Origin of the sequence: Labilithrix sp. (assembly GCA_019637155.1) — a bacterium.
Classification (GTDB): Bacteria; Myxococcota_A; Polyangia; order Polyangiales; family Polyangiaceae; genus Labilithrix.
Genome location: JAHBWE010000034.1, coordinates 43,594 through 68,695 on the forward strand (window position 1 = coordinate 43,594; position 25,102 = coordinate 68,695).

31 protein-coding genes and 1 tRNA gene are annotated in these 25,102 nt (G+C 69.6%); 13 read left to right on the forward strand and 19 right to left on the reverse strand.

The window, feature by feature from the left end; genetic code table 11:
- Nucleotides 1-35: 35 nt before the first annotated feature.
- Complete coding sequence (locus KF837_43610; GenBank protein ID MBX3234261.1) at nt 36-398, forward strand: hypothetical protein; 363 nt, start codon at nt 36-38, stop codon at nt 396-398.
- A gap of 101 nt (nt 399-499) precedes the next feature.
- Complete coding sequence (locus KF837_43615) at nt 500-1,723, forward strand: hypothetical protein (GenBank protein MBX3234262.1); 1,224 nt, start codon at nt 500-502, stop codon at nt 1,721-1,723.
- Here the strand turns inward: KF837_43615 and KF837_43620 are convergent, their stop codons facing one another.
- Nucleotides 1,724-2,305 (reverse strand): hypothetical protein, encoded by a 582-nt coding sequence (locus tag KF837_43620; GenBank protein ID MBX3234263.1) that lies wholly within the window; start codon nt 2,303-2,305, stop codon nt 1,724-1,726.
- 102 nt (nt 2,306-2,407) lie between these two features.
- Nucleotides 2,408-3,094: a Crp/Fnr family transcriptional regulator gene (locus KF837_43625; GenBank protein ID MBX3234264.1), complete on the reverse strand. Its 687-nt coding sequence runs from the start codon at nt 3,092-3,094 to the stop codon at nt 2,408-2,410.
- Nucleotides 3,095-3,208: 114 nt separating this feature from the next.
- On the opposite strand from KF837_43625, the gene KF837_43630 reads away from it, so the two are divergent.
- Nucleotides 3,209-3,736, forward strand: a complete 528-nt coding sequence (locus KF837_43630; GenBank protein MBX3234265.1) for a DUF962 domain-containing protein — start codon at nt 3,209-3,211, stop codon at nt 3,734-3,736.
- On the opposite strand, the gene xth is transcribed toward KF837_43630, so the two are convergent.
- The 8 genes from xth to KF837_43670 form a co-directional block, all read right to left on the reverse strand.
- Nucleotides 3,733-4,620, reverse strand: a complete 888-nt coding sequence (gene xth / locus KF837_43635) for an exodeoxyribonuclease III (protein MBX3234266.1) — start codon at nt 4,618-4,620, stop codon at nt 3,733-3,735. The genes KF837_43630 and xth overlap by 4 nt on opposite strands.
- A gap of 6 nt (nt 4,621-4,626) precedes the next feature.
- A complete protein-coding gene (locus KF837_43640) occupies nt 4,627-5,523 on the reverse strand; it encodes an alpha/beta fold hydrolase (GenBank protein ID MBX3234267.1) in 897 nt (298 codons plus the stop codon).
- Nucleotides 5,524-5,808: 285 nt separating this feature from the next.
- Nucleotides 5,809-6,237 carry a hypothetical protein gene (locus KF837_43645; protein ID MBX3234268.1) on the reverse strand — a complete coding sequence of 143 codons (429 nt, stop codon included), beginning with the start codon at nt 6,235-6,237 and terminating at the stop codon, nt 5,809-5,811.
- Between the two features lie 155 nt (nt 6,238-6,392).
- Entirely contained in the window at nt 6,393-6,647 is a 255-nt protein-coding gene (locus KF837_43650) for a hypothetical protein (GenBank protein ID MBX3234269.1), read from the reverse strand.
- 9 nt (nt 6,648-6,656) lie between these two features.
- Nucleotides 6,657-7,043, reverse strand: coding sequence for a VOC family protein (locus KF837_43655; GenBank protein ID MBX3234270.1), 387 nt, complete (start codon nt 7,041-7,043; stop codon nt 6,657-6,659).
- Between the two features lie 29 nt (nt 7,044-7,072).
- Nucleotides 7,073-7,435, reverse strand: coding sequence for a helix-turn-helix transcriptional regulator (locus KF837_43660; protein MBX3234271.1), 363 nt, complete (start codon nt 7,433-7,435; stop codon nt 7,073-7,075).
- Between the two features lie 31 nt (nt 7,436-7,466).
- Complete coding sequence (locus tag KF837_43665; protein ID MBX3234272.1) at nt 7,467-8,138, reverse strand: metalloregulator ArsR/SmtB family transcription factor; 672 nt, start codon at nt 8,136-8,138, stop codon at nt 7,467-7,469.
- The gene (locus KF837_43670; GenBank protein ID MBX3234273.1) at nt 8,138-8,755 is read right to left on the reverse strand and encodes a class I SAM-dependent methyltransferase; all 618 of its coding nucleotides are present in this window, start codon (nt 8,753-8,755) and stop codon (nt 8,138-8,140) included. The genes KF837_43665 and KF837_43670 overlap by 1 nt, the downstream gene beginning before the upstream one ends.
- Nucleotides 8,756-8,855: 100 nt before the next feature.
- Between KF837_43670 and KF837_43675 the strand changes: the two genes are divergently transcribed.
- Both KF837_43675 and KF837_43680 read left to right on the forward strand, forming a co-directional pair.
- Nucleotides 8,856-9,176, forward strand: a complete 321-nt coding sequence (locus tag KF837_43675) for a VOC family protein (GenBank protein ID MBX3234274.1) — start codon at nt 8,856-8,858, stop codon at nt 9,174-9,176.
- A 234-nt stretch (nt 9,177-9,410) separates the two neighbouring features.
- Nucleotides 9,411-10,640 carry a trypsin-like serine protease gene (locus KF837_43680; GenBank protein MBX3234275.1) on the forward strand — a complete coding sequence of 410 codons (1,230 nt, stop codon included), beginning with the start codon at nt 9,411-9,413 and terminating at the stop codon, nt 10,638-10,640.
- A 54-nt stretch (nt 10,641-10,694) separates the two neighbouring features.
- Here the strand turns inward: KF837_43680 and KF837_43685 are convergent, their stop codons facing one another.
- Together KF837_43685 and KF837_43690 are read right to left on the reverse strand one after the other, a co-directional pair.
- Nucleotides 10,695-11,477 carry an SDR family oxidoreductase gene (locus KF837_43685; GenBank protein MBX3234276.1) on the reverse strand — a complete coding sequence of 261 codons (783 nt, stop codon included), beginning with the start codon at nt 11,475-11,477 and terminating at the stop codon, nt 10,695-10,697.
- A complete protein-coding gene (locus tag KF837_43690; GenBank protein ID MBX3234277.1) occupies nt 11,474-11,821 on the reverse strand; it encodes a nuclear transport factor 2 family protein in 348 nt (115 codons plus the stop codon). The genes KF837_43685 and KF837_43690 overlap by 4 nt, the downstream gene beginning before the upstream one ends.
- 98 nt (nt 11,822-11,919) lie before the next feature.
- On the opposite strand from KF837_43690, the gene KF837_43695 reads away from it, so the two are divergent.
- Nucleotides 11,920-12,222: a winged helix-turn-helix transcriptional regulator gene (locus KF837_43695; protein MBX3234278.1), complete on the forward strand. Its 303-nt coding sequence runs from the start codon at nt 11,920-11,922 to the stop codon at nt 12,220-12,222.
- Between the two features lie 426 nt (nt 12,223-12,648).
- On the forward strand, nt 12,649-13,458 hold the full coding sequence (locus KF837_43700; GenBank protein MBX3234279.1) for a hypothetical protein: 810 nt from the start codon (nt 12,649-12,651) through the stop codon (nt 13,456-13,458).
- 19 nt (nt 13,459-13,477) lie between these two features.
- Here the strand turns inward: KF837_43700 and KF837_43705 are convergent, their stop codons facing one another.
- Both KF837_43705 and KF837_43710 read right to left on the reverse strand, forming a co-directional pair.
- Nucleotides 13,478-13,819 (reverse strand): hypothetical protein, encoded by a 342-nt coding sequence (locus KF837_43705; protein ID MBX3234280.1) that lies wholly within the window; start codon nt 13,817-13,819, stop codon nt 13,478-13,480.
- A gap of 92 nt (nt 13,820-13,911) precedes the next feature.
- Nucleotides 13,912-13,996: transfer RNA gene (locus tag KF837_43710), tRNA-Ser, on the reverse strand.
- 95 nt (nt 13,997-14,091) lie between these two features.
- On the opposite strand from KF837_43710, the gene KF837_43715 reads away from it, so the two are divergent.
- Together KF837_43715 and KF837_43720 are read left to right on the forward strand one after the other, a co-directional pair.
- Nucleotides 14,092-15,234 (forward strand): DNA alkylation repair protein, encoded by a 1,143-nt coding sequence (locus KF837_43715; protein ID MBX3234281.1) that lies wholly within the window; start codon nt 14,092-14,094, stop codon nt 15,232-15,234.
- A 9-nt stretch (nt 15,235-15,243) separates the two neighbouring features.
- Nucleotides 15,244-15,855, forward strand: coding sequence for a sel1 repeat family protein (locus KF837_43720; GenBank protein ID MBX3234282.1), 612 nt, complete (start codon nt 15,244-15,246; stop codon nt 15,853-15,855).
- A gap of 5 nt (nt 15,856-15,860) precedes the next feature.
- On the opposite strand, the gene KF837_43725 is transcribed toward KF837_43720, so the two are convergent.
- Together KF837_43725 and KF837_43730 are read right to left on the reverse strand one after the other, a co-directional pair.
- Entirely contained in the window at nt 15,861-17,324 is a 1,464-nt protein-coding gene (locus KF837_43725) for a glycosyltransferase family 39 protein (GenBank protein MBX3234283.1), read from the reverse strand.
- Nucleotides 17,325-17,413: 89 nt separating this feature from the next.
- Entirely contained in the window at nt 17,414-17,590 is a 177-nt protein-coding gene (locus KF837_43730) for a hypothetical protein (GenBank protein ID MBX3234284.1), read from the reverse strand.
- A gap of 452 nt (nt 17,591-18,042) precedes the next feature.
- Between KF837_43730 and KF837_43735 the strand changes: the two genes are divergently transcribed.
- The 4 genes from KF837_43735 (at nt 18,043) to KF837_43750 (ending at nt 22,049) form a co-directional block, all read left to right on the forward strand.
- Nucleotides 18,043-19,998, forward strand: coding sequence for a cytochrome-c peroxidase (locus KF837_43735; GenBank protein MBX3234285.1), 1,956 nt, complete (start codon nt 18,043-18,045; stop codon nt 19,996-19,998).
- Between the two features lie 57 nt (nt 19,999-20,055).
- On the forward strand, nt 20,056-20,502 hold the full coding sequence (locus KF837_43740; GenBank protein ID MBX3234286.1) for an SRPBCC domain-containing protein: 447 nt from the start codon (nt 20,056-20,058) through the stop codon (nt 20,500-20,502).
- Nucleotides 20,503-20,568: 66 nt separating this feature from the next.
- Nucleotides 20,569-21,402 carry an aldo/keto reductase gene (locus tag KF837_43745; GenBank protein ID MBX3234287.1) on the forward strand — a complete coding sequence of 278 codons (834 nt, stop codon included), beginning with the start codon at nt 20,569-20,571 and terminating at the stop codon, nt 21,400-21,402.
- On the forward strand, nt 21,399-22,049 hold the full coding sequence (locus tag KF837_43750) for a transglutaminase family protein (protein ID MBX3234288.1): 651 nt from the start codon (nt 21,399-21,401) through the stop codon (nt 22,047-22,049). The genes KF837_43745 and KF837_43750 overlap by 4 nt, the downstream gene beginning before the upstream one ends.
- Before the next feature lie 175 nt (nt 22,050-22,224).
- On the opposite strand, the gene KF837_43755 is transcribed toward KF837_43750, so the two are convergent.
- From KF837_43755 to KF837_43765, 3 genes are read right to left on the reverse strand one after another with little or no spacing between them, the layout of a single operon-like run.
- A complete protein-coding gene (locus KF837_43755) occupies nt 22,225-22,779 on the reverse strand; it encodes a class I SAM-dependent methyltransferase (GenBank protein MBX3234289.1) in 555 nt (184 codons plus the stop codon).
- 3 nt (nt 22,780-22,782) lie between these two features.
- Complete coding sequence (locus KF837_43760) at nt 22,783-23,589, reverse strand: DUF4412 domain-containing protein (GenBank protein MBX3234290.1); 807 nt, start codon at nt 23,587-23,589, stop codon at nt 22,783-22,785.
- Nucleotides 23,590-23,623: 34 nt separating this feature from the next.
- Nucleotides 23,624-24,943, reverse strand: coding sequence for a GAF domain-containing sensor histidine kinase (locus KF837_43765; GenBank protein ID MBX3234291.1), 1,320 nt, complete (start codon nt 24,941-24,943; stop codon nt 23,624-23,626).
- Nucleotides 24,944-25,102: the final 159 nt, after the last annotated feature.

Below are 25,102 nucleotides of genomic sequence, written 5' to 3' on the forward strand. Positions count from 1 at the left end.
GGAACACGAGCGTAGCAGGGAGCTATCCTGACGGCATGGACGCGCGCACGCCGGAGAGGCCCTCGAGCTCCGAGGCCGAGAGCGATACGCGTGCGAGCGAAGAGCCGTGGGTGCGCTGCGCCGACTGCAGCGCCGAGATCGCCCCCGTCGCGGCCGCCATCTCCGTCAACGGCGCACACCTCCACGAGTTCGTGAACCCGTCCGCGATCACCTTCGTCGTCCGTTGCTTCGCGCAGGCGCCGGGCGCGGTCGGCGTCGGCGAGCGCTCCACCACGTGGACGTGGTTCCCGGGATTCGCGTGGGAGATCGAGCTCTGTCGCCGATGCGCCGCGCACGTCGGCTGGTCGTTCCACGGGGTCTCGGTCTTCTACGGCCTCATCCGCGATCGCCTCGTCTGAACCTCACGGATCGCCGGTGGGCCGCTCCAAGTGCGCGAAATATCGTGGCGTGGGCCATGGCACACCAGGTGCGTAGGTGTGGGCCAGAGGAGATCACCACCATGCGCTTCCTTTCGTCCGTCGTCGCTCTCTCGCTCGTCTCCACCTTCGCCGCGGTCGGCTGCTCCGCGCCCACCTCCGAGAGCGAGAGCGCCTCCACCGACGACGCGGACCTGAGCGAGTACTCGTTCTCGTCGTGGCACGTCGCCTCGACGATGCACGTCGGCGAGACGATCGAGGACTCGCTCGCGGCGCCCGGCGCGTACACCGATCCGCTCGTCCGCGTGGTCCACCCGATCTTCATCGGCGCGACGCCGGAGCGTCCGGTGCGCCTCACGATCGACCTCGAAGGCGTGGACGCGACGAAGGTGCAAGGCGTCCTGCTCGCGCCGCTCGAGGACGGCCGCCGCGCGACGATCGCGAACGACGGACAGTCCGCGCCGAAAGAGAAGGTCGAGCTCACGACCGAGCTGACGAAGACCGGCGTCTACCTCCTCGCGGTCTCGACCCACAAGCACCTGACCGGCGGCCGCGTCCGCGTCAGCTCCCACGTCCCCTACGATCGGACGAACGCGGGCCAGACCGACGCGCTCGTGTCGCCGCAGTCGGGCGAGCTCTCGGGGCGCACCGTCACGGTGAAGCTGAACCCGTTCCTCGCCGATCAGGAGATCGAGCTCTGGGCCTCGTGGCCCGGTCCGTGGTCGTCGGCCGAGCGGCGCAAGCTCGGGAGCACGCGCTCGGTGAACCACGAAGCCTCGTTCACGATCGGCGAGGGCGTGGACGAAGGCGACGAGCTCTTCGTCGTCGTGCCGGCCAAGGCGCCAGGGACGGACATCCCGCTCGACAGCGGCACGGTCACGCGCTTCTGGACGCGCAAGGAAGGCGGCGTCCGCACCGACCTCATCGGGATCAGTGACTTCGGCAACTCGCTCACGTTCACCGGCGTCGCCGGGTTCTACGAGGGCGGCACGTCGATCATGGTCGTCTCCGCCGATCGCAAGGGCGACGACGGCAAGCCGCTCGAGATCGCGAGCACGTTCGTGCGCCGCGATCGCCCCGGCCAGCTCGGCATGGGCTACGCGATGTTCGACACGTCGCTCGGGGTCGACATCGGCGATCCGCGGACGCCGCGCACCGGCGAGATCCTCGCGGTGGGCACGGTGAGCCCGCGCCCCTCGTTCCACGCGATGACGTGCTTCCGCTTCTGCAACGACCTCTCCGGCCTCTCGTCGTGCGAGCGCGAGGAGGTCCCCTGCCCCGAAGAGGTGCAGACGATCCTCTGGTGATCAACGCGTGAGGTCCGCGAGCCACATGACGAGCGCGACCGCCGCGATCGCGCCGAGCGCGAGACCGGCGAGGACCTCGCTCGTCGTGTGACGCCGGTACGCGACGCGGCCCCAGCCGATCACGCACGCCGCGAGCGCGAACGCGACGCCGCCGGCGTGGCTCACCGGCCAGACGATGCCGGCCGCGAGCATCGCGAACGCGGCGTGGAGCGACGCCTTGAGCCGGCGGTTCACGAGCGCGCAGGCGGCGAAGAGCGCGGTCGCCACGGTCGCGCCGCGCAAGGCGGCGGGGCTCGCGCCGGTCGCGAGGAGGATCGCGATCGTGGCGACGAGGCTCCCGATCGCGACGCGGAAGACGCCCGATCGCTGCTCGCGCGTGGACACGTCGATGTCGGAGACCTCGCCGCGCCGATGCCGCCGCACGACGTGGAACGCGACCGCGATCATCGCGGCGGCGACGAGGCCGAGGATGAGCGCGCGCGCCTGCGCCGCCTGCGTCGACGTCGCGATCGTGACCGCGAGCGGCGTGAGGATGAACGGATGCCCGGCGATCGAGATCGCGCGGCCGACCTTCTCCCTCACTGCGTCACGAGCGCGTGCACGGCGTGCTCCGGCGTGTCGATCACCTCAGTGAGCCCGAAGTGCGCGAGCAGCGCGCGGTTAGAACGTGAGCGACCCCGTTGATCACCCGCCGAGCGTAGCCTCCTCCGCGGCGACGCGAAGCCCCTCGAAATCGAGCAGCTCGATCCGTCCGTACGACGCGCGGAGCAGCCCCTTCGCGGCGAAGTCCTTCAGGATCGCGTTCACGGTCTGGCGCGAGGTTCCGAGCATCGTCGCGAGCTGCTCCTGTCCGACCGAGAGCACGCGACGGCTCCGGTCGTCCCACTCGCCGTGCACGCGCGCGAGGCTCAGCACGCGCCGCGCGAGCTGCGTCTTGAGCGGCAGCGCGACGGTGTCCTCCACCATCGCGAAGACGAGGCGCAGCTTCGTCGCGAGGAGCATCGCGAGATCGCGCCAGCGCGGCGGGTTCGCCGCGAGCATCGCGAGGAGTGGCACCTGCGGGACGAGGATGACCGTCGTCTCGACCTGCGCGATCGCGTCGTGCGTGCGGACGTCGCCGTCGAAGACCGCGATCTCGCCGAACCAACCCGGCGGATCGATCACCGTGAGCAGCACCTCCTTGCCCGCGTCGGTGCGCCCGCAGATCCGGACGCTCCCGTCGACGACGGCGTAGAGGCCGTCCGGCTCGGCGCCGCGGAGGAAGAGCGTCTCCTCCGGGGCCAGCGTCTTCACCACCGCGAGGGCGAGGAGATCGTCCTGGACCTCGGGCGCGAGCCCGCCGAACCAGCGGCCGGAGCGCAGCAACGCCACGAAATCTCTGGCCTTCTTCGGATTCGACATGCCCCTCGGGGCATTGTCGCCGAAGTGTCGCGGGCTCGACAATCTCCGGGGCCGGCGTCGCGCATAGTGACGCTCGAGGACGCCATGAAGAGCATCACCGAGCACCTGAGCACGTACGCCACCTACCACCGCGACCGCCGCAACATCGCGACACATTTCGTCGGCATTCCCACCATCTACGTCGCCTCGGTCGCGCTCCTCTCGCGACCGGTGCTCGCGGTCGTGGGCGGCGTCGCGGTGTCGCCGGCCACGATCGTCGCCGCCGGCGTGATCGCCTTCTACCTCTCGCTCGAGCGCCGCTTCGGCGCGGTGATGTCGCTCCTCACGGTGCTCTCGCTCTGGGCCGGCGCGGGGATCGCGTCGCTCGGGACCGCGGCGTGGCTCGCGACGAGCCTCGGGCTCTTCGTCTTCGGCTGGGTCTTCCAGCTCGTGGGGCATCACTACGAAGGACGCAAGCCCGCGTTCGTCGACGATCTGATCGGTCTCCTCGTCGGCCCGCTCTTCGTCGTCGCCGAGGTCGCCTTCGCGCTCGGGCTCCGGTCGGAGCTCCGCGCAGCGATCGAAGAGGTCGCGGGGCCGACGCGCGGCGCGAGCGAGCCGAAGCGCGCTTAGGTCTTCTTCGCCTTCGCTCGGCGCGCGGCGATGCGCTCCGCCGCGCCTTCCCAGCCGGCGTCGAACGCGCGGCCGGGCGCGTCGAGATCGACGGTGACGGGCGCGTGATCGGAGGGGATCGGCTTCCCCTTCCTCGCTTCGCGATCGATCTCCGCCGCGACCGAGCGCTCCGCGAGGCGGCGCGTGACGAGCAGGTGATCGATGCGCATGCCGACGTTCTTGTAGAAGTCGCCCGCGCGATAGTCCCACCACGAATAGCGCTCGAGCTCCGGGTGGTGCTCGCGGTACGCGTCGACGAGGCCCCACGCGCGGAGGCGCTCGAAGGCCTCGCGCTCCGGCGGCGACACGTGCGTGCCGCCGTTGCAGGCGAGCGGGTTCCAGACGTCGCCGTCGGTCGGGGCGACGTTGAAGTCGCCGCCGACGACGAGGTCATCGTCCGGCGAGCGCGTCTCTTCGAGCCACCGCGACAGGCGCGCGAGCCACGCGAGCTTCGCGGCGTAGAACTTCGAGGCGACCGCGCGGCCGTTCGGGACGTAGACGCTGACGACGCGCACGCCGCCGGTCAGGCCCGCGATCATGCGCGCCTCCGCGAGCGGCTCGTCGTCGCCGGCGCTCGGCGTCTGCGCGGGACGGAGCGGCTCGCCGAAGTTGGTGCAGACCTCGGCGATCGGGAGCTTGCTCGCGATCGCGACGCCGTTCCAGCGGCCCTCGCCGTGATGCGCGAACGTGTAGCCGAGCTCCTCGAACGCCGCGGTCGGCGCGTCGGCGTCGGAGAGCTTCGTCTCCTGCATGAGGAGGACGTCCGGCGCGGCGCGCTCGAGCCACCAGCGGACCTTGTCGAGGCGCGCCTTGAGCGAGTTGACGTTCCAGGTCGCGATGCGCATCGCGACTCACGCCGTGAGGCGATCGATGATGCCGGTGCCGAACCACGGCGAGAGCACCGGCGTCGCGTCACGATCGAGGAACGCCTCGAGCGCGTCGACGAAGGTGCCGGGCCGCTCGCGATGGGGATAGTGCCCGCAACGCGCGAAGGTGGTGATCGTGACGCCGGGGATGACGCGCGCGGCTTCGGCGGCGTGCGACACGGGGATGATCGGATCGTTCGCGCCCCAGAAGACGCCGATCGGAGGGAGCTCGCGGAGCGCGTGCGCGTGCTGGTGGAAGCCGCGGCGCTGGCCGCCGAGATCGATGACGTCGCGCACGGTGCGGGCGAACGCGCGCGCGGTGCCGCGCTTGCCGTTCTGGAGCGCGAGCTTCAAGAGCTCACGCGACGAGTACACGCCGCGGATCGCGACCTGGAGCGCGACGAAGGTGCCGGTCGCCATGAAGGGCTGGCCCATGTGCTCCATCACGTACGGCGTCGCCGCGAGACGGAGCGCGAGCGAGACCTCGCGCCCGAGGCCGCCGGACGAGACGAGCGCGAGGCGGCGAACGCGATGCGCCGGGTTGAGGAGCATCCACTGCGCGACGCCGCCGCCGTACGAGTGACCGACGACGTCGGCCTCCTCGATCGCGAGCTGCTCGAGCCACTCGGTGATCGTGCGCGCGTGCCAGTCGAGGGTGTACGTCGCGTTCGGCCGGCCGGAGAGGCCGTGGCCGCAGAGGTCCGGCACGAGGACGCGCCGCGTGCGCGCGAGGGCGGGCACGACCTTCGACCACGTGAGGTGCGAGTCGCCGACGCCGTGCAAGAGCACGAGCGGGCGACCTTCGCCGGCCTCGACCCAGTGCAGATCGACGCCGTTGGCACGAGCGACGGATCCGCGACGGTGCAGCAGGCGCGTGAGCACGTCGGTTCGCATACGCGGATCGCGCCCCGGCGTAAACTCCGCCCCTCTCCTTCTTGCGAGCCTTCCGACGAGCCGGAACAGGTGATTGGTACGCGGTCGTTTCTCGCGAACGCGACGCGCGCTCTTCCTCTCACTCGTCGTCCTCGCGTGCACACACGAGGTCTCCGCGCCGGTGCGGCCGCGTGTCCTGACGCGAGGGCCGGATCTCCTCGAGGCGCAGGACTGGAAGCTCGAAGGGTTCCCCGCGCGCCCGCGGAAGTGACCGAACGCTCCGCCGGCGGGACCTCAACGGTTGGGCGCGGACTTCACGCAGAGGTCGCTCGACCGGCACGCGGCGAGCCGCTCGAGCTTGTCGAGCGGGTTGTTGCAGCTCTCGGCTCGGATCTCGGAGAGACACTCGTCGAGCTCCTTCGCGTCGATGCCGGCCGGGCACTGGGCCACGCCGAGGTCCTCGACCATGTCTTGTCGCATCTGCTGCACGCAAGCGTCGTGGGTCGCGTACCGCTTCTCGACGCCGACGTTGTTGCACGCGAGCTCGCGCGTGCAGCGGCCGTCGGCGATGCGCGACACCGCGGTGGTGTTCGCGAGCAGCGCGCCGGTCACCGTCGTCGTGCCCGGCTCGTTCACCAGCGGGTTCGACCGATCGGTGCGGTCTCGGTTGCAGGATGCAAGCGCGAGAAGCGCGAACGGAATGACGTAGACGAAGCGGGACATCGAATCACCTCCGCGTCCCCGCTCTGCAACCCTGGTGCCCGCGCAACCGCCCGAAGTCCCGACCCGAGAGCTAGCCCTTCGGTGCGGAGGCGCTCGCCACGTCGTGCGATGCCCCGCTCCGTCGTCGGCGATCGCAGCCGCCATCGACGATCGGATCACACGCGCCGCCGCGACCAGAGAACGCCGAGTGGGATCGTGACGAGATGAGCGAGGGCGCACGTCGTGAGCGAACAATTGAGCCCCTCGGAGATCGCGTTCGCGAGGATGCGCGCCTTCTCGGCGGCGCCGTCACCCGCAGAGGTCGCGGCGAGCCCGCGGAGGAACACGACCGCCCCGACGGCACCACCGATCAGGAACGCCGCGGCGATCCCGACGCCGACGCCGCGGGCGAGGACGCGGAGCTTCGTCACACGCCGAGCTTACGCCGGCTGGTGGAGCTGGATCAGGTTTCCGCAAGTATCGATGAAGGAGGCGATAACGACAGGGCCGGCCGGCGTGGGCTCCTTCGTGAAGACGACGCCGGCGCCCTTGAGGCGCGTCACCTCGGCCGCGATGTCGCTCGACTCGAACGACGTGAACGGGATGCCTTGCTCGAACATGGCTTTTTGGAATGTCTTCGCGGCGGGGTTCGCGTTCGACTCGAGCGCGAGCTCCACGTCGTCGTGTCCTTCCGGCGACACGACGGTGATCCAGCGATACTCGCCGACCGGGAGGTCGAGCTTCTTCTTGAAGCCGAGCACCTCGGTGTAGAAGCGGAGGGCCTTCTCCTGGTCGTCGACCAGCACGCTCGTGAGCTTGATCTTCATGCCGGCGGAGCGTGCCAGACGCGTGCCCGTCACGCTTCTCGGAAATTGCGAAACGCGCCCGCGCGGACGCGCCGCTGGTAGCGCGACGGCGATTCGCCGAGGTGCCGCGCGAACATCGCGCTGAAGCTCCCGACGCTCGAGAAGCCGAGCTCCATGCAGACCCGCGTGACGGACGCGCCGCCCGCGAGGAGCCGGCGCGCGCGCTCGAGCCGCGCGCCGGTCCGGTAACGATGCGGCGTGACGCCGAACGCCGCCTCGAACACCCGGATGAAGTGATACGGCGAGATGCCCGCGCGGCGCGCGACGTCCGCGATCGACGCCGCGTCGTCCTCCCCCTCGAGGACAGCCCGCGCGCGCGAGATCCGAAGTCGCGTGTCGTCGTCGAGCCGCATCGGAGCCGTAGTGTAACCCCGCCCTCGCCGCTCACGGAGCTGCCACGACGACGCGACCGCCGCGCGCCCGCCAATCGACGACGCCCAGCTCCATGCGGTGCGCCTTGAACCCTCTTTTCCGCAATAGCTCCACCGCCTCCACCGCCATGACGCAATAAGGACCACGGCAATACGCGACGATGGTGCGATTCTTCGGGAGCTCCTTGAGTCGGGACTTGAGCTCCGCGACAGGGATCGAGAGCGCGCCGGGGAGATGCCCCGCGCGGTACTCCTCCGCGGGGCGAACGTCGAGCACGGTGACCGCGCCGGCCTTGACCCGCCGGAGGAGCTCGTCGCCGTCGACCGCCTCCAGCGCCCCGCGTCGATCGAAGAAGGCGCGCGTGACGTGCTCGACCTCGGCGAGGCGCGTCTCCGCGAGGCCGCGGAGCGCGAGGAAGAAGCGGCCGACCTCGTCGCCGGCGAGGCGGTATTCGACGTAGAGCCCCTTCTTCTCCGCGTCGACGAGGCGTGCCGCGCGCAGCACCTGCAGGTGTTGCGACGCATTGGCGACGGAGATCGACGCCTGCGCGGCGAGCGCCTCGACGGTGCGAGGGCCCTGCGAGAGCACGTCGAGGAGCTCGAGCCGCTTCGGCGCCGAGATCGCCTTCCCGATACGAGCGAATTGCTCGTAGATGGCGTCTTTGAAGCGTCGCTCCGGGGTCATCACGGCGCGCGCCGAAATCGGCTGAACTGAAAGGCCTGCACCTTCCCCGCCGGCGTGACGTGCTCTTCGTGCAGGCTCTCGACGAGCCGGAGCTCGGGCCCGAGCTCGGCCGCGAGCTCCTCCGGCTCGTAGCGCTGCACGGGGAGCCCGCTGCAGCGCTCGGGTCCGCTCGCCGCGAACGTCGCGACGATCGCGTGCCCGCCGCGCGCGAGCGCACGGAGCATCGTCGCGCGGTACACCTCCCGGTCCTCGGGGCGCACCATGAAGTGGAACACCGCCCGATCGTGCCAGACGTCGAAGACCACCTCCGGCGTCCATCGCAGCACGTCGCTCACGATCCAGCGCACGCGCTCCGCGACGCGCGCCCGCGACCGCGCGAGGGCGGCCTCCGAGATGTCGACGACGGTGACGTCCCGATGCCCCACCTCGAGCAGCCCGTCGACGAGCCGCGACGCCCCGCCGCCGACGTCGACGATCTTCGCGCTTCGGCCGGCGCCGGTCCGAGCGATCAGCTCGAGCGACGTCCGAGGCCGCTCCTGAAACCACGAGACGTCGTCCTCCGCCTTCTCTCGGAAGACCTTCTCCCAGTGCTCTCGTCGCTCCTCGGGCAGCGGCATCTGTTCAAGTATTCAATGCGTCGATTGAACATGCAACCAGCAGGCATCTTCGTTCGTCGCGGGCCGCCGTGTGGTAGGAGAACGAACCATCATGGTGAAAGTGGCGCGGGTGATCTTCTTCACCAACCAGATCGAGGCGATGACGGAGTTCTACCGCGACGTCATGGGGCTCCGGCTGCTCACCGACGAGAAGGGTTGGCGGGAGCTCGACGCGGGCGCGATCAAGATCGCGCTGCACTCCGGCCCGCCCTCGCCGGGGAAGAAGGGCCCGAAGCTCGCGTTCTTCGCCAAGGACGTGGCGGCCCTTCGAGAGACGCTCAACGAGCGAGGCGCGAAGTTCGGCAAGGTCTCCGACGGCGAGATCCAACAGAGCAACGGCAAGGACCCCGACGGAAACTGGCTCCAGCTCTCGAACCGCTGAGCGACGGCGCGCCGTGCGTGCATGTCCCACAAAAAAACCTGAAAGAGTGCGTGGAGTAAGCGCACACCCAGGGGCCGATCGAGGCGGATCCAATCGAGGTTCGTCCGCCTCAGCGAACGCGACGCCGTTCGAACCACTTTTCTACTGAGAGAGAACGACGACGCGTGCGGGTTGCACGTTTCTGCCGAGGGCGCTCTTCGCCGCGCTGGTCCGAGCGGTGCAGTGAGAGCAAGCATGCGAACGACGCGGCTCACGGTCCTCCTCTCCTCCCTCCCTCTCGTCGCGATCGCTTGCGCCGCGCCCACGGTCGAGCGCGAGAGCAGGGAAGAGCGGGCGAGCTCGGTCATCAACGGGACCGTGTCGTCGGCCGCCGACGACGCCGTGGTGCTCCTTCCGATGGGCAACTCGTTCTGCACCGGCACGCTGATCGCGCCGAACCTCGTCCTGACCGCGCGCCACTGCGTCGCCGCTCCGGGCGCGGGCCAGACGGAGTGCTCGCCGTTCGGCGCCGACAAGCCGGCCGCCTCGATCGGCGTCGCGCTCGGCGCGCAGCCGTCGGCCGCGGCGACGGTCGCGAAGGGGGCGCGGCTCTTCGTCGAGCCGAACGCGACGATCTGCGGTCAGGACATCGCGCTCGTCCTCCTCGACAAGGACGTGCCGAACATCGAGCCGCGGACGGTCCGCCTCACGCCGCCCGTCGTCGGTGAGCTCACGACCGCGGTCGGCTACGGCCAGGACGAGGACCAGCAAATCACGGGGCGGAAAGTCCGGACGGGCATCGCCGTGCAGGCGGTCGGCCCCGCGCAGCGCACCGCGACGGCGTCCGGGCGGACCGTCCCGGTGAACGTCCCCGCGAACGACTTCATGACGGGCGAGTCGGTCTGTCACGGCGACAGCGGCGGCCCGCTCTTCGACGCGAAGGGCCACATCCTCGGCACCACCTCGCGCGGAACCGCGCTCGGATGCGTCGGCGCGCCCGCGCTGTTCTCCTCGAACGCCGGACACGCCGAGCTGATCAAGACCGCGCTCGCCGCGGCAGGGCATCCCCTCACGACGGCGACCGACGCGGGCGCCGACGCGAACACCGACGCAGCGCCGCCGACCACGACGGACGGCGGCGCGGACGCGGGCCCGATCGCGCCGAGCGACGAAGGGACGACGGCGCCGGCGCCGGCGCCGGACAGCGTGGGCGACTCACCCGAGAGCGAGGAGACCGCGCCGGCGGACGCCGACGAGGACCCGACCGACGTCTCCGACGAGGACGACGACGACGACACGAAGAGCTCGAAGCCGAGGAAGAAGAAGAAGTCGACGGGCAGCGCCGATCCGGGCGCGCAGGTCGTGGTGACCGGCTGCGCGACGAGCCCCGGCCCCTTCGCGCCGAGCTCGCTCGCTCCGTTCCTCCTCGCCCTCGCCGCCCTCGCCGCCCTCGCCTCGCGCCGCCGGCGCGCCGGCGGATGGTGACCGTCGACCCAGGCGAGTGCTCCGGAGCGCGTCGCGCTCGTCGACAGGTCAGGCTCACGCCGTCGGCACGGTTCCGCCGTCGATGACGAGCTCCGTCCCCGTGACGGAGCCGGCGCGCGGAGAGGCGACGAAGGCGATGAGGTCGGCGACCTCGCGCGGCTTGGCGGGGCGACCGAGCGGGATGCCGCCGAGCGCCTTCATGATGATCCGCTTGCCGCCCTCGTAGTCCGTGCCGGCGCCGGCGGCGAGGCGCTCGGCGAGCGCGACGGCGGCCTCGGTCTCGACCCAGCCTGGGGACACGCGCACGACGCGCACGCCCTTCGGGCCGACCTCCTTCGAGAGCGACTTGCTGTAGGTCGACAGCGCCGCCTTCGCCGCCGCGTACGCCGTCGTCGACTCGGGCAACGGCATCACGTGCTGGATCGACGTGACGTGCACGATGACGCCCGAGCCCTGCGCGAGCATCGACGGCAAGAGCGCCCGATCGAGCCGCACCGCGGGCATGAGGTTGAGGTCCAGCTCCTTCTTCCACTCGTCGTCGTCGAGCGCAGCGAAGCCGCCCGGCGGCGCGCTCGAGCCACCGAGGACGTTGACGAGCACGTCGACGCCGCCGAGCTGCGTGAGCGCCTCGCGCGCCACGAGCGCGCAGCCCTCGAAGGTCGTGATGTCGGCGGCGACGTAGTGGACGCCGTCGCCGGAGCCGCCGGGCACCGAGCGCGCAGCGGCGACCACGCGCGCCCCCGCGTCGCGAAGCGCGGTCACGACCGCCGCCCCCACCCCCTTGGTTCCTCCCGTCACGAGGGCGCGGCGGTCCTTCAGCTCGAGGTCGAAGCTCACGGTGCGATTTCCAGCCGAGCGATGAGCGCGCCTTGCAACGTGAACCGAAAGAGGAGCTCGATCGGGCTGCCCGGAAAGGTGCCGCTCACCTTCGCTCGGACCGTGGTGTGGGCGCCGTCCTCGTCCTCGATCGCGAGGACCTGGGTGGTGATCCCGAACTTGGCGACCGCGGCGGCGTTCCATGCCGCGATCGCCGCGCGCCCGCGATGCTCCTGGCGCTCGTCGACGACGACGGCGTCCTCCGTGAAGCACCGCGCCACGGCCTGCGGATCGGTCGCCTCGTGGGCGAAGTAGCTCGCGATGGGTGTTTGCATCGACCCATCTCTAAGGAGTACGGTTTCCATGCGCAAGAACGCACGATAAAGTGGGGTACCTACCTTTGGGTAAGCATGACCATCACACGCCGACGACGGCGGCCAGCGGCGTCGAGGAGGCCATCCAGATGCTCGAGGGGCGCTGGAAGCTGGTGATCCTGTTCCACCTGTTCGGGGGCAAGAAGCTCCGCTTCTCGGACCTCGAGCGCGCCATCCCCGCCATCTCGCAGAAGATGCTCATCCAGCAGCTTCGGCAGCTCGAGCAGGACGGCATCGTCGCCCGCATCGTGCACGCGCAGGTGCCGCCCAAGGTCGAGTACCACCTGACCGACTGGGGTCAGTCCTTGTGCCCAGCGCTCGACGAGCTCCTCACATGGGCCGAGAAGCGCCCCACGCGAAAGCGCCCGCGACGACCGACCGCCGAGTCATGAGGCTCACGGCACGGACCCCGCTCCGTCGCTCGGTGTAGCCTGCAAATGGGTCGTACGATGCCATCGCTCCGCGGAATCGGGCTTGCTGTAGCGGCGGGGTCGCTCCTCTTCGCCTGCATGAAGAGCACGCTGCCCGCACCAACGACGGCACCGGTCACGACACCTACGCCCGTGACGAGCGTGAGCGCGGACGCGGGGAGCGACGCCAGCCTCCTCACGCGCATCTCGCGCTCGCATGGATGCACCGATCCCGCGTCGACTGTCGCGCGCGCGACGATCCCGGCGTCCACGTGCGTCATTCGCGGGAGCCGCGCCTTCGTGTACGGCATCGTCATTCCCTTCGACGACGGGACCTTCATGGAAGTAGGGCTCTACGGCGGCGCCGCCGAGCTCGACGCACCCACGACGCACGGCGCGCGCACGCGCGTGAAGATCACCGATCCGCTCGAAGTGGAGGGGATCGTGCCGTACGACCGTTTTCATATCGCGCTCATGCATACGAAAGGCGGTCAGGTTCATCCCACGTTGAAGCTCGCCCCCCAGGCCGCCATCTCCGGCGTCGCCGACGGCGATCACTTCCGCGCGCGGGCGCTCTTCGACGGCCACTTCGCGGTGGGCCCAATCGACCTATCTTGCGATGCGATAGGGCTGGGGGACGACAACGAGCTCGATCCTCAGGACCTCAAGGCCAGCAAGAACAAGCTCGTTCCGCCGAAGGGACGGACCTACAACGCGACCTGGCCCAATACGACGCCCCTCCTCAAAGCAAGTATCGCCGCCACCGACGGCCTTCGCCTGATGGACTCCTACTCCGATGATGGCGGACTCCCATATTTCAGCTCGGCCGTCTTCGAAGTCCTCGAGGAGCGACAAGGTCACCGAAAGCTGCGCGCTCGCACCACCGGCGGCACCGAGCTCACGGCGTGGGTCAAGAACGACGAGATGGAGCCCACGAACGGCGGACGCGGCGAAGGCATCGGTCTCTGCGGCTGTGGACGCGGTCCCCACCCGTGGCGCAGCAAGCTCATGACGCTCACGAGCGGCGCCTCGATTCACTCGAAGCCAAACGGCCCAGCGTGGGCCAAGGCGCCAACGCCCGTGAAGCTCTACATCGAACCAGAACCTCAGGACGACTGGCGAAAGGTAACGACACTCGATCGCCTCTCCGAAGGCGGCGCCCCCTGCCCCACCGAACGCCTCGAGCACGCATGGGTTCGCGCGGCGGACCTGCAGTGATGCCCCGAGCGGTTGCTCCTCACGTTCGTCGCGTGCCCGTCGATGCCACAACGGCGTCGAGGCGGATGCCGTAGGCGTTCACCAGCCCTTCTCTGATGAGCTCCTCTCGGAGCCGTCCAGCGAAGCGCCTCCACCGATGGAGATGCTCGAGGCCGTTTGCCCTCTCTCTTGCATCGTCGAGGTGAAATCTGACGATCTCGCAACCGACCGAGAACTGATCGGCACCGTCGGCAAAGCGGACGAAGAAGTCGGGACTCTCGGACTTCACGACCTCCTTCGGTTCGAGGCTCAGCCTATCGAGGAAGCCATCGAGTAGACGTCGTTCCTCGTCGTCCTTGTTTGCTCGGATGCGTTCGAGCATCCACGAGGCTGGTTTGTCGACGCACCTGAGGGGTCCGTCCGGAGGAGCACCGCTTCGTTCTCGAACGCTCCAACACCGTTGGGTTTGTTCGGCGGAGGAGGAGAGATTCGAACTCCCGGTGGGTTGCCCCACGGCGGTTTTCAAAACCGCTGCCTTAGACCACTCGGCCACTCCTCCGGTGGGGGTGAGCATACCCGATCCCTTCGTCGGGGAAGTGACGGGCCGAAGAAAGCTGACAGGTTTCGTCACCGGCACGCGTTATAGGCGGGGGGATGGGCGAGCCGCTCAAGGTGTTCTTCAATCGTGACCTCGTGCGGCGGCTGGCGGGGGAGATCGGGCGTGTTCATCCGGGATTCGAAGAGCGCGCGTTCGTGGAGCGGGCGGCGAAGGGGCTCGAGGAGCTCGAGCTGCTCGAGCGCGGGAAGCACATCGCCGGCGCGCTCGCGGAGCACTTGCCGGGCGCGTATCCGAAGGCGATTGGCGTCCTCCTTCGCTCGCTCGGACCGCGGCACGCGAGCGACGAGCTCGCCGGCGCCGGCATGGCGCCCTTCTTCTACCTGCCGCACACGATCTTCGTCGCCGAGCACGGGCTCGGCCACTTCGACCTCTCGCTCGAGGCGCAGCGCGAGCTCACCAAGCGCTTCACGGCCGAATGGTCCATCCGCCCCTACCTCGCCAAGGATCCCGAGCGCACCTTCGCGTTCCTCGAGCGGTGGGCGCGCGATCGCGACCCTCACGTGCGCCGCCTCGTCTCGGAAGGAACACGCATCCGCCTCCCCTGGGCGATGCGCGTCGCCTGGCTCGACGCGAACCCCACGCGCATCCTCTCGCTCCTCGAGCGGCTGAAGGACGACCCCGCGTCCGTCGTTCGCCGCAGCGTGGCGAACAACCTGAACGACCTCGGGAAGGTTCATCCGAAGCTCGTCTTCGATACGTGCGCCTCGTGGCTCGACGGCGCGTCGGCGGAGCGGCGGGCGCTCGTCGAGCACGCGCTCCGGAGCGCCGTGAAACGCGGCGAGACGCGCGCGCTCGAGCTCCTCGGCTACGGCAAGAAGCCGGCCGTCGCGATCGCGGAGGTGTCCTTCGAGCCTCGTCGCGTCCGGATCGGTGGCACCGTCGCCGTCGGCTTCGTGCTGCGCAGCACGTCGGGGCGGCGGCAGGACCTCCTCGTCGACCTCGCCGTCCACTTCGTGAAGGCGCGCGGCCACGCGTCGGCGAAGGTCTTCAAGCTGAAACGCGTCACGCTCCCTCCGCGCGGCGAGGTCGTGCTGCAGCGGCGCATCTCGCTCGCCGTCCACACGACGCGCAAGCCGAACCCGGGGCGGCACGCCGTCGACGTCCTCGTGAACGGCGTCCCCACCCGCGCCGGCACGTTCGACGTCCTCGCGCAGCTCCGCTCCCGAACACACGGGTAGAGTGGGCGCATGCGCTTGCTCCGTCCCGTCCTCGCCACGTTCGCATCGTTCGTTGCCTGCTCCGCGCCCGGAAGCGCGCCGCCGCCAGCGAGCACGACGCCGGCGAACGCGCCGCCTGCGAGCGCGACGCCGGCGAGCGACGTGGCGAACGCCGACGCCGCGACGAACGCAGACCCTTGCCGCGAGGGTGGCGACCTCGACGCTTGCGTCAAGGACGCGCTCGCGCGGCGGAAGGGCGGCGAGGGAGAGAAGAACACGGCGATCAACACCGAGCTGCTCGCGATCCTCGAGAAAGCGTGCGCGAAGGATCACGCGGCCGCGTGCGAAGGCGTCGCCGAGCTCTTCCAGGACTGGCAATACCACGCCGTGCGCGACGACCCGAAGGCGGGCGTGCTCGCCTGGGACAAGGCTTGTCGCCTCGGGAACAAGCACGCTTGTTATCGCCTCGGCTTCTACTACGTCGAGTGGCTCACGCATGGCTACGCCGTCGATGCGAACGGCAACGTCCGCGAGTACCGCCGCGCGGAGGACCACCGGCGCGGCGTCGCGCTCCTCCGCGACGCGTGCGCCGCCGGCATCGAGCGGGCGTGCGAGCACGCGAAGAACCCGCTCCCGCCGTAGGGGCGTCAGCGATAGTGCTTCATGCGCGGCCACGCCTCGGTGAGCGATACGCGCGGCGCGCGGCAGACGTAGAGCGGCAGGTCGCGCTCGTCGGCACGCGCGAGCTCGTGATCGGCGCGCGTGGCTTCTTCCAGCGTGGGGCAGAGCTCGCGCAGCGCGTCGGTGGGATGGCCGACCCAGACGACGACGGAGGCGCGCGCGCGCGGCGGGCCCCAGAGCCACCAGCCGTTGTCGCCCGAGCCGACCGGTAGGCCTGCGTCGAAATGCTCGAGCGCGCTCGCTTCGCCGTAGTTCGAGGCGAGCAGGACGGCGTCGCGACGCTCCTCGTCGCTCAGCGCCGCGACGACGCCGCGCGCGGTCGCGGCGAGCTCCGGCCAGCCGTGCATGTCCGCGTAGAGCTGGGGCAGGCTCGCGGGGCGCATCTTCTCGCCGGTCCGCTGCTCGCCGAGGACGCCGAGCGCACGCGCGTAGCGCTGGAACGCGGGGACCGGCAGCACCGGGATCGCCGCCGGCACGAGGACGAGCGCCGTCGCCGCGGCGAGCACGCCGTACGCGACGGCGAGCCGGCGTCGCGACGTGGAGCCGGCGCCGAGCGAGCGCTCGAGCGCGACGCCGCCGGCGGCGAAGAGCCACGGCCACGCGGGGCCGAGGTAATAGACCTTCGCCTGCGTCGCGAAGACGAGCACGACGAGGAGGACGAGGGCGACGCCGATCGGACGGAACACGCGGCTCCGGAACAGCGAGACGAGGCCGGCGATCCAGAGCGGCGCGGACAAGGGATGGAACAGCTGGAGAAGCTGGGCGGCGAGACCGGCGGCGCCGTACGGCTCGTTCTTGCCCGAGAGCGCAGCCCGCGCGAACTCGCGCGTCGGGAAGTCGTGCTGCACCTGCCACGCGACGTGCGGCGCGACGAGGACGATCGCGACGGCGGCCGCGATCCACGGCTCTCGGCGCGTGAGGAGGCGACGCGACGGCGAGAGCGCGACGCCGATCGCCAGCGCGACGGCCGGCCACGACGCCGAGTGTTTGCCGAGGACGCCGAGACCGACGAGCGGGCCGAGCCAGACGAGACCGCGCGCGTCGTCGTCACGCAGCGCTCGCGCGACGACGAGCGCGATGCCGCCCCAGAAGAGCGGCTCGAACGCGTTCATCGTGTACACGTGCCCGACGACGAGATCGTACGGCGCCAGCGCGGTCGCGAGCGCGGCGACGAGCTCGGCGACGCGGCGCCCGCCGAACGTACGCGCGAGCTCGGCCGCGAGCACGATGGTGCCGGCCGCGGCGAGGGCCGCGAACAGGCGCAGCCCGACGAGCGAGCCGCCGCCGAGCGCCATGCCGGCGCGCGCGACGAGCGCGACGAGCGGCGGGTGATCGACGTACCCGAGCGCGAGCCGGCGCCCGCACGCGACGTAGTACAGCTCGTCGCGGAACCAGCCGTAGCGCGTCGCGAAGGCGAGGTGCAGCGCCACGATCGCGAGCGCGACGACGACGACATGACGCCGCTCACGCAGCGCTCTCGCGAGTGCGAGTGCGAGTGCGAGTGCGAGTGCAGTCACCGTCAGCGATAGGCGCCGCCGCGCGCGAGGAGTGGTCGAAGCAGCTCGAGCCAGCGGTCGCGGTGCTGGGCGAGCGTGCCACCGCGACTTCGGAGGCTCGAGCCGTGCACGGCGGCGCCGCGCAGCTCGCGGTCGGAGGCTTCGTCTTCGTCCACCACGGCGAAGAGGAGACACGTCACTCGTCCGAGGTCCGTTGACGCCGTCGAATGGTGGTGCGCCATCGCAACCACGATCATCACCACGAGCGAAATGCGTCTCGAGCTCGACATCGACCGATCGTTCCGGGAGCGTACATCGCTGGGGCATGCGGGCTCTTCCCATCGCGGGGAACGACCTGCAATTGCTGGGTGGGTCCATCAGACAGGGTGCCGCGTTCGTGAATCGGCTTGCGATCTCGCGTTGGTAGGGGGTGCGGCGATGGATGCATCTATCTCGACCGTGGGTGGCTCGGGGTTCGCTGAGGTCGGCGCGCCGCTCTTGGCCAATCCCACGCGGAGGCTCTCGGATGCCATCGACGACTCGACAGAGGTCGCGACCGTACTTGCTCGGTTGCGCGCTCGCTGCTGTGGCTCTCGCCACGATCCATTGTGGTACCGGTGATGACGTTGCTCGACCCCCGACGATCGGGATCGTGAAACAGAAGGTCGTCGTCCCCGAGAACGCCCCACCTTCCCTGAAGACGGTGCCCGTGCCGCAGCCGTCGAACCTCGGGGACTTCGTCGCCAACGAGGCCGCCGCGATACGGCTCGGCAAGGCGCTCTTCTGGGAGATGCAGGTCGGCAGCGACGGCGTCACCGCCTGCGCGACGTGCCACTTCCACGCCGGCGCCGACGTCCGCACGAAGAACCAGCTCAGCCCCGGCCTGCTCAAGGCCCACACCGACGGGAGCTCGAACCCCGAGATCACGTTCCAGACGCCCGCGCCGAACCACCGCTTCGTCGTGAGCGACTTCCCGTTCCACAAGCTGTCGGACCCCGACAATCGCAACTCCACCGTGCTGTTCGACACCAACGACGTCGCCGCGTCGCAGGGCGTCTTCAGCCAGAAATTCCAAGCCCTCATCCCCGGTCTCCCGATCGACCTCGTCGTCACCACCCCCGACGCGGACGGGTTCCGCGTCGGGAACGTCAACGTGCGCCGCGTCGAGCCGCGCAATACGCCGACCGTCATCAATGCCGTGTTCAATCACCGGCAGTTCTGGGACGGGCGCGCGCAGCCCGAGTTCAACGGCGTGAACATCTGGGGAGCACGCGACCCGAACGCCTTCGTCTACAAGCGCGCTTCGAACGGCAACCTCGTCAAGACCACGGTGAGCCTGCCCAACTCGAGCCTCGCGTCGCAGGCGGTCGGGCCGCCGCTCAGCTCCTTCGAAATGACCGCCGACGGGCAGACCTTCCAGGAGATCGGCGACAACTTCGTCGGCTCGATCCTCGATAAGGCACTATCGCCGGCGCTCGGCCTCAAGCTGCTCCGCGCCACTGGCAAGAAGCTCGTCGGCGGCGGGCTGCGGCCGCTCGACAAACAGCGCGTCCATCCCAACGACAGCGTGCTCGGCGGCCTCAGCCGCTGGCCGAACAAGGGACTATCGACGGACTACGAGGCCATGATCAAAGCGGCCTTCAAGCCGGAATGGTGGAATGGCAATCAGTACGTCCGCATCGAGTCGAACGGGTCGCGGACGATCAAGAACCCCGGTCTCGGCGGGATCCTCGGCGTGCTGTTCGGCGCGAACGACTACACGCAAATGGAGTACAATTTCTCGCTCTTCTTCGGAATCGCGATTCAGCTCTACGAGGCCACCCTCGTCGCCGACGATTCGCCGTTCGACAAGTTCCGCGACGGCGACGAGAACGCGCTCACGGAGCAGGAGAAAGAAGGAGTCGTGCTCTTCTCCGACACCGTCCGCGTCCGCTGCATCAACTGCCACGGCGGCGCCGAGATGACGGACGCCTCCGTCGCGAAGGCGACGAGCCTCCCGCTCCGGCGCCGCGAGGGGAACATCCTCGATCGCGGCTTCAACAACATCGGCGTCCGCCCCACCTTCGAGGACCTCGGCCTCGGGAACACGGACTCCGTCACCGGCAAGCCGCTCGCCAATTCTCGCCTCGCGGTGCTGGGGGAGCTCGACGATCCCACGCTCGTGCCGCCGATCGGACCGGACGACGTCATCGGCGTCGACGGATCGTTCAAGGCGCCGGGCCTCCGCAACGTCGCCCTCACCGGCCCGTACTTCCACAACGGCGGGCAGGTCTCGCTGCGGCAGGTCATCGAGTTCTACAGCCGCGGCGGCGACTTCCAGCCCATCACCGGACGCGAAGGGCCCATCTCGCCGCTCAACACGCCGAACCTCACCGAGAGCGAGAAGGAGGCGCTCGTCGCGTTCATGCGCGCGCTCACCGACGATCGCGTGAAATACGAGCGCGCGCCGTTCGATCACCCCGAGCTCTTCGTCCCCGACGGACACCCGGGGAACGAGTCCTCCGTCACCAACCGCGGCGACGGCAACGCGACCGATTCGTTCCTCACGATCCCCGCCGTCGGCGCGAGCGGCAACGGCGCTGCGCTCACGTCGTTCCTCGGTCAATAACGGCGCTGCGGACGGACGCCTCTACCGCTCGGCGACGGACTGCGCTCTCCTCGGCGCATGACCGACGGTATCCGGGTAGAGACCTTCGTGCGCGCTTCGGCGCAAGCCGCCTTCGACTGCTTCGTCGTGCCCCAGCGGCTGACGGCGTTCTGGCTCTCCTCCGCCAGCGCGCCGCTCGCCGCCGGGGCGCGCGTGCGCTGGGAGTTCCTCGTGCCGGGCGCGACGGACGAGGTGGAGGTCACCACGTTCGAGCCCGCGCGCCGGCTCGCGGTGCGCAGCAGCGACGGGAGCACGATCGTGTGGACGTTCGACCCGCGCAACGTCGCCGGCGTCGGCGGCACGGTCGTGACGGTGGAGCAGACGAACATGCCCGGCGCGGAGAAGGAACGTCTCGAGACGGCGGAGGGCTTCGCCTACGTGCTCGCCGACATGAAGACGCTCCTCGAGCAGGGAAAAGCCGCAGGGATCGTACGCGACAAGGCCGCACTCCTCAGCGCGAAGTGACCGCGGACGGCCCGCGGCGCGAGATGCGTTGCTGGGTCGGTGCATCGAAGCCCCGAGGACCGGAACATGAGCACGACCAATGTGACGACCGCGACCCTTCCCCTCCACGACGGCGGGACGATCCCCGTCGTGGGGCTCGGCGTCTGGCAAGCCGCGCGCGGGGCGACGACGCGCGAGGCGGTCGCGACCGCGCTGCGGCTCGGCTATCGCCACGTCGACACCGCCCGCATCTACGGCAACGAGGAGGACGTCGGCGAAGGGATCCGCGCGAGCGGGATCGCGCGGGGCGAGGTCTTCGTCACGACCAAGCTCTGGAACGACGACCACGGCTACGACGCCGCGCTGCGCGCCTTCGACGCGAGCTTGAAGCGGCTGCGCCTCGAGTACGTCGACCTCTACTTGATCCACTGGCCGGTGAGCGGGAAGCGCGCGGACTCGTGGCGCGCGCTCGAGAAGCTCAAGGCCGACGGGCTCGCGCGGCACATCGGCGTGTCGAACTACCTCGTCCCGCACATGAAGGAGCTCTTCGGCACCGCGAAGGAGCTCCCGACCGTGAACCAGATCGAGCTCCACCCGTTCCTCCAGCACCGCGAGACGCGCGCGCTCTGCGACGAGCATCGCATCGTCGTGGAGGCGTACAGCCCGCTCACGCGCGGACGGCGGCTCGGCGATCCCACCCTCGTCGCGATCGCGAAGGAGGTCTCCCGCACGCCGGCGCAGGTGATCCTGCGCTGGGCGGTGCAACATCGCCTCGTCGTGCTGCCGAAGTCGACGCACGAGGCGCGCATCGCCGAGAACGCCGGCATCTTCGACTTCGAGCTCCCCGACAGCGCGATGCGCCGCCTCGACTCGCTCGACGAAGGCCACGCGACGGGGTGGGATCCGCGCGACCAGAAATGAGCGCGCCCGACCCATCGCTCCTCGAGCCCGGCGTCTACGTCGACTCCGACCACCCCGACGTCGTCGCGTTCGCGCGCGCGGCGGTCGGCGACGCGGCGTCGGACGCGGAGAAGACGGCGCGGCTCTTCCGCGCGGTGCGGGAGCGCATTCGCTACGACCCGTACACGCTGTCGTTCGACCCGCGCGACATGATGGCGAGCAACGTCCTGAAGAAGGAGCGTGCTTATTGCATCCCGAAGGCGGTGCTCTTCGCGGCGGCGGCGCGGGCGAGCGGCTTGCCCGCGCGGCTCGGGTTCGCGGACGTGAAGAACCACCTGTCGTCGCCGAAGCTGATCGCGACGCTCGGCTCCGACCTCTTCGCGTACCACGGCTTCGTCGAGGTGTGGGTCGACGGCGCGCCGTACAAGCTGACGCCCGCCTTCAACTCCGCGCTGTGCGAGCGGTTCGGCGTCGCGACGCTCGACTTCGATCCGAGCGCTCCCTCCGACGCGCTGTTCCAGCCGTACGATCGCGCGGGCAACCGGTACATGGAGTACGTCGCCGACCGCGGGCTCCATCACGACCTGCCGTTCTCCGAGATCCTCGGCACGTTCGCGAAGCTGTACCCCGGCTTCCGCGCGATCGCCGATGACGCGTTCCACGGCTGACTCGTATGCTGATGCGATGTACCGACGCGCGAGGCCCGGCTCGGCGGGCTCTCCGCGAACGTCCGCGACGCGCTGACGAAGCACGCCCGCCGCGAACCAGCTCGTGCTCGGGAGCGACGCGCGGGTCTGGGTCACGCACAGCGAGAACGCTCCCGCGGGCGGCTTCTTCGGGAGGTCACGGCGGCGCGAGCCACCAGATGTCGCGCGGGCCGCGCTTCACGACGAGGCCGCGCGCGTCCGCGAACGCGTCGACCGCCGCGCGGAGGCCGTCGTATTTCGGCGCGTAGTCGTGGCCGGCGAGGACGCCGCCGGCCTTCAAGCACGCGCTCCACGCGGCGAGGTCGGCGGCGACGCTCGCGCCGTCGTGGCTGCCGTCGAGGAAGACGCGATCGACCGACGACGGCCCGAGGTCGCGCGCGGCGTCGAGGGACGGCTTCGCGAGGACCTCGACCTCGATCCCGAGCGCGCGCATGTTCGCGCGGAACGTCTGCTCGACGTCCTCGACCGAGAGCGCCGCCTCGTAGCGCGGCGCGAGGACGTCGTTCGAGCCGCGCCAGTGATCGACGCACACGAGGCGCGTCCCGTTCGCGTTGCAGACCTTGCCGATGAACGACGTGCTCCGCCCCTTCCACGAGCCGACCTCGACGAAGACGCCACCACGGAGCGCGCGCGCGAACCGCGCGTACCAGCGTCCTTCGTCCTCCGAGAACCAGCCCTCGATCCCGCGCATCCGTCACCGCGGACGCGGCGGCACGGCGGTCGGGAGGGCGGTCGGGAGGCCGGGGATCGCGGGCAGGCCGCCCATCGCGACGCGCGTGTAGTCGGCCGGTGGGACGAACGACGTGTCGGGGAGCGGCTTCTTCTCGATCTTCTGCGCCTCCATCCGCATCTCCTCCGCGCCCTTCGCGTCGAAGGCGATGACGCGGAGCGGGAAGCGATTGGCCTCGCTCGCGACGGCGGTGAACGCCACCTCCGGGCCTGCCATGCCGACGTCGCTCATGTCGATCCACGAGAGGCCCTCCGCCATGCAGAGCTCGGAGCGCTTGCCGTCGCTCGTGACGTTCCAGACCTCGCAGGAGTAACCCGCGATCGTCTCTTTTCTGCCGGTCTTCTCGACCTTCGGTGGCGAGCTCGGCGCGGGCGACACCGTCTTGGGCATACCGGGCAAGCCCTTCATGCTCTTCGCTTTGTCGAGGTCGAGCTCCATCGCCATCTTCGGCTGATGCATCAGGACCCAGCCCTTCTTCGTCGGCAGGTCGAGGATGAGCGAGCCGGCCGACGCGCTCTGGGGCGTCGTCATGTCGATGCGGTACTTGGGCTTCTTGATCCCGACGACCATGTTCGACGGCCCCGCGCCCGGCTTCGTCGCCGAGGTCATCTTCATCGTGACCTCGCCCTGGAAGTCGGGCGCGAAGAGCTCGCCGACGATCGACGGCGGCGCGACGACGCCCCCCTCCGCCGAGCCGCCGGCGACCGCCTTGAGCTTGTCGCACCCGGCGACGGAGAGGACGAGGAGGAAGAGAGGAGCGTGCGTCTTCAAGCGAGGAAGACCCTCACGCGTTCGCGGCCAATCGTCAAGCGACCTTGGGGAGATCCACGATGAACTCGGCGCCCGGACGAGCGCTCGCGACCTCGATCGTGCCGTGGTGGGCGTGGACGATCTCCTTCACGATGTAGAGACCCAGCCCAAGACCGGGCGTGCCTCCTCCCGCATGCGAGGCTCTCTCGTAGCGCTCGAAGATTTTGTCCTTGTGGGCAGGATCGATCCCCGTCCCGGAGTCGCGCACCGAGAACCGAACGCGCTCGGCGAGATCGTTCATCGTCACGGTGATGGTGCTGCGCGGAGCGTACTTGATCGCGTTGTCGACCAGGTTCGTGACGACCTGACCGATCCTGAAGGGATCCCACGTCCCCATCACCGCGTCGGTCAGGCAGAGGTGGAGGCGGCATTGCGCGCGATCGAGCTGCGGACGGAGGCCCTCGCAGTTGTCCGCGATCAGCCTCGCGAGGTCGACGTGTTCGCGCTTCAGCACGATCTTGCCCGGCTGGAAACGCGAGGCGTCCAGCATGGTCTCGACGTAGCGGACGAGCCGGTTCAACTGGGCTCGGCTGACCGTCAGCATCCTCCGAACCTGCTCCTCGGTCAGCATGTCACCGGAGTCCAGCTGCTTCTGGAAGACGTGGTTCTGGAGCTGAAGCGTGTTCAGAGGGTTCCGGAGCTCGTGCGACGCGAGGGACAAGAACTCGTCCCTCAGATCCAGCGCGTGGGACAGGTCCTCGTTCAGCCTTCGCTGCTGCTCGATTCGTTCGAGCTCTTCGGCCTCGATCAGCTTCCGCTCGATGGCGATGCCCGCGATGAGCGTCGCGAGCTGCAGCTGATAGAGCTTGTCCGCCGCGGGGTCGTTGGCCTCCTTGTGGTACATCGCGAACGCGCCGAGCACCGTCCCTGTCGAGGAGATGATCGGCTGGGAGCGGCAGGACCGGAGCCCGTTGTCGATGGCCCACGCTCTCCAGGGCTCCTGCCAGCGTGAGTCGGTGGCGATGTGCTCGGAGACCACGCGCTCGCCCAGGTGGGAGGCCATGCAGCAAGGGCCGACGTACGGCGGGAGAATGCTGACTCCGGACGACTCGAGGGAGAAATTCTTGGTGTCGCACGCCTTGACCCCGACCTTGAAGGTCTGCGTCTCCTGATCGACGATCAGGATGGAGCACGAGAGCTCGTCGTATTGACCCTCGAGGAAAGAGACCAGCTCGTGCAGGACGTTGAACAGAGACGCCCGCTTCGACATGAGCTCCAGGATCCTGCGGTGTCCCTCGAGCAGCGCGTCCGCGCGCATCAAAGATTCGATAATTTGTCTATATTCAGGGAATGCGGGTTGAACGTATTGAGCCATGGAGATAGGTCACCCCAGTCGATGAAAGTTCGGACTGCCGCACGTCCGGGAGCAAGCTCCACGCCACACGTCGCCATCCGTGCCGCGGAGCTGGGTGGGGCGTCGCCGACCTCGTCGAACGGTGAGCGCTGCTTGCGCACGTGTCGCGTTCTGCCCCAG

What these genes read in the sequence shown, in the direction of transcription:
- KF837_43665 (MBX3234272.1), bottom strand. Translation starts at nt 8,138, where the DNA reads ATGACCCCGGAGCGACGCTTCAAAGACGCCATCTACGAGCAATTCGCT.
- KF837_43615 (MBX3234262.1), top strand. Translation starts at nt 500, where the DNA reads ATGCGCTTCCTTTCGTCCGTCGTCGCTCTCTCGCTCGTCTCCACCTTC.
- KF837_43705 (MBX3234280.1), bottom strand. Translation starts at nt 13,819, where the DNA reads ATGCTCGAACGCATCCGAGCAAACAAGGACGACGAGGAACGACGTCTA.
- KF837_43745 (MBX3234287.1), top strand. Translation starts at nt 20,569, where the DNA reads ATGAGCACGACCAATGTGACGACCGCGACCCTTCCCCTCCACGACGGC.
- KF837_43680 (MBX3234275.1), top strand. Translation starts at nt 9,411, where the DNA reads ATGCGAACGACGCGGCTCACGGTCCTCCTCTCCTCCCTCCCTCTCGTC.
- xth (MBX3234266.1), bottom strand. Translation starts at nt 4,620, where the DNA reads ATGCGCATCGCGACCTGGAACGTCAACTCGCTCAAGGCGCGCCTCGAC.
- KF837_43755 (MBX3234289.1), bottom strand. Translation starts at nt 22,779, where the DNA reads ATGCGCGGGATCGAGGGCTGGTTCTCGGAGGACGAAGGACGCTGGTAC.
- KF837_43645 (MBX3234268.1), bottom strand. Translation starts at nt 6,237, where the DNA reads ATGTCCCGCTTCGTCTACGTCATTCCGTTCGCGCTTCTCGCGCTTGCA.
- KF837_43765 (MBX3234291.1), bottom strand. Translation starts at nt 24,943, where the DNA reads ATGGCTCAATACGTTCAACCCGCATTCCCTGAATATAGACAAATTATC.
- KF837_43610 (MBX3234261.1), top strand. Translation starts at nt 36, where the DNA reads ATGGACGCGCGCACGCCGGAGAGGCCCTCGAGCTCCGAGGCCGAGAGC.
- KF837_43630 (MBX3234265.1), top strand. Translation starts at nt 3,209, where the DNA reads ATGAAGAGCATCACCGAGCACCTGAGCACGTACGCCACCTACCACCGC.
- KF837_43670 (MBX3234273.1), bottom strand. Translation starts at nt 8,755, where the DNA reads ATGCCGCTGCCCGAGGAGCGACGAGAGCACTGGGAGAAGGTCTTCCGA.
- KF837_43690 (MBX3234277.1), bottom strand. Translation starts at nt 11,821, where the DNA reads ATGGAAACCGTACTCCTTAGAGATGGGTCGATGCAAACACCCATCGCG.
- KF837_43750 (MBX3234288.1), top strand. Translation starts at nt 21,399, where the DNA reads ATGAGCGCGCCCGACCCATCGCTCCTCGAGCCCGGCGTCTACGTCGAC.
- KF837_43715 (MBX3234281.1), top strand. Translation starts at nt 14,092, where the DNA reads ATGGGCGAGCCGCTCAAGGTGTTCTTCAATCGTGACCTCGTGCGGCGG.
- KF837_43720 (MBX3234282.1), top strand. Translation starts at nt 15,244, where the DNA reads ATGCGCTTGCTCCGTCCCGTCCTCGCCACGTTCGCATCGTTCGTTGCC.
- KF837_43660 (MBX3234271.1), bottom strand. Translation starts at nt 7,435, where the DNA reads ATGCGGCTCGACGACGACACGCGACTTCGGATCTCGCGCGCGCGGGCT.
- KF837_43655 (MBX3234270.1), bottom strand. Translation starts at nt 7,043, where the DNA reads ATGAAGATCAAGCTCACGAGCGTGCTGGTCGACGACCAGGAGAAGGCC.
- KF837_43740 (MBX3234286.1), top strand. Translation starts at nt 20,056, where the DNA reads ATGACCGACGGTATCCGGGTAGAGACCTTCGTGCGCGCTTCGGCGCAA.
- KF837_43695 (MBX3234278.1), top strand. Translation starts at nt 11,920, where the DNA reads ATGCTCGAGGGGCGCTGGAAGCTGGTGATCCTGTTCCACCTGTTCGGG.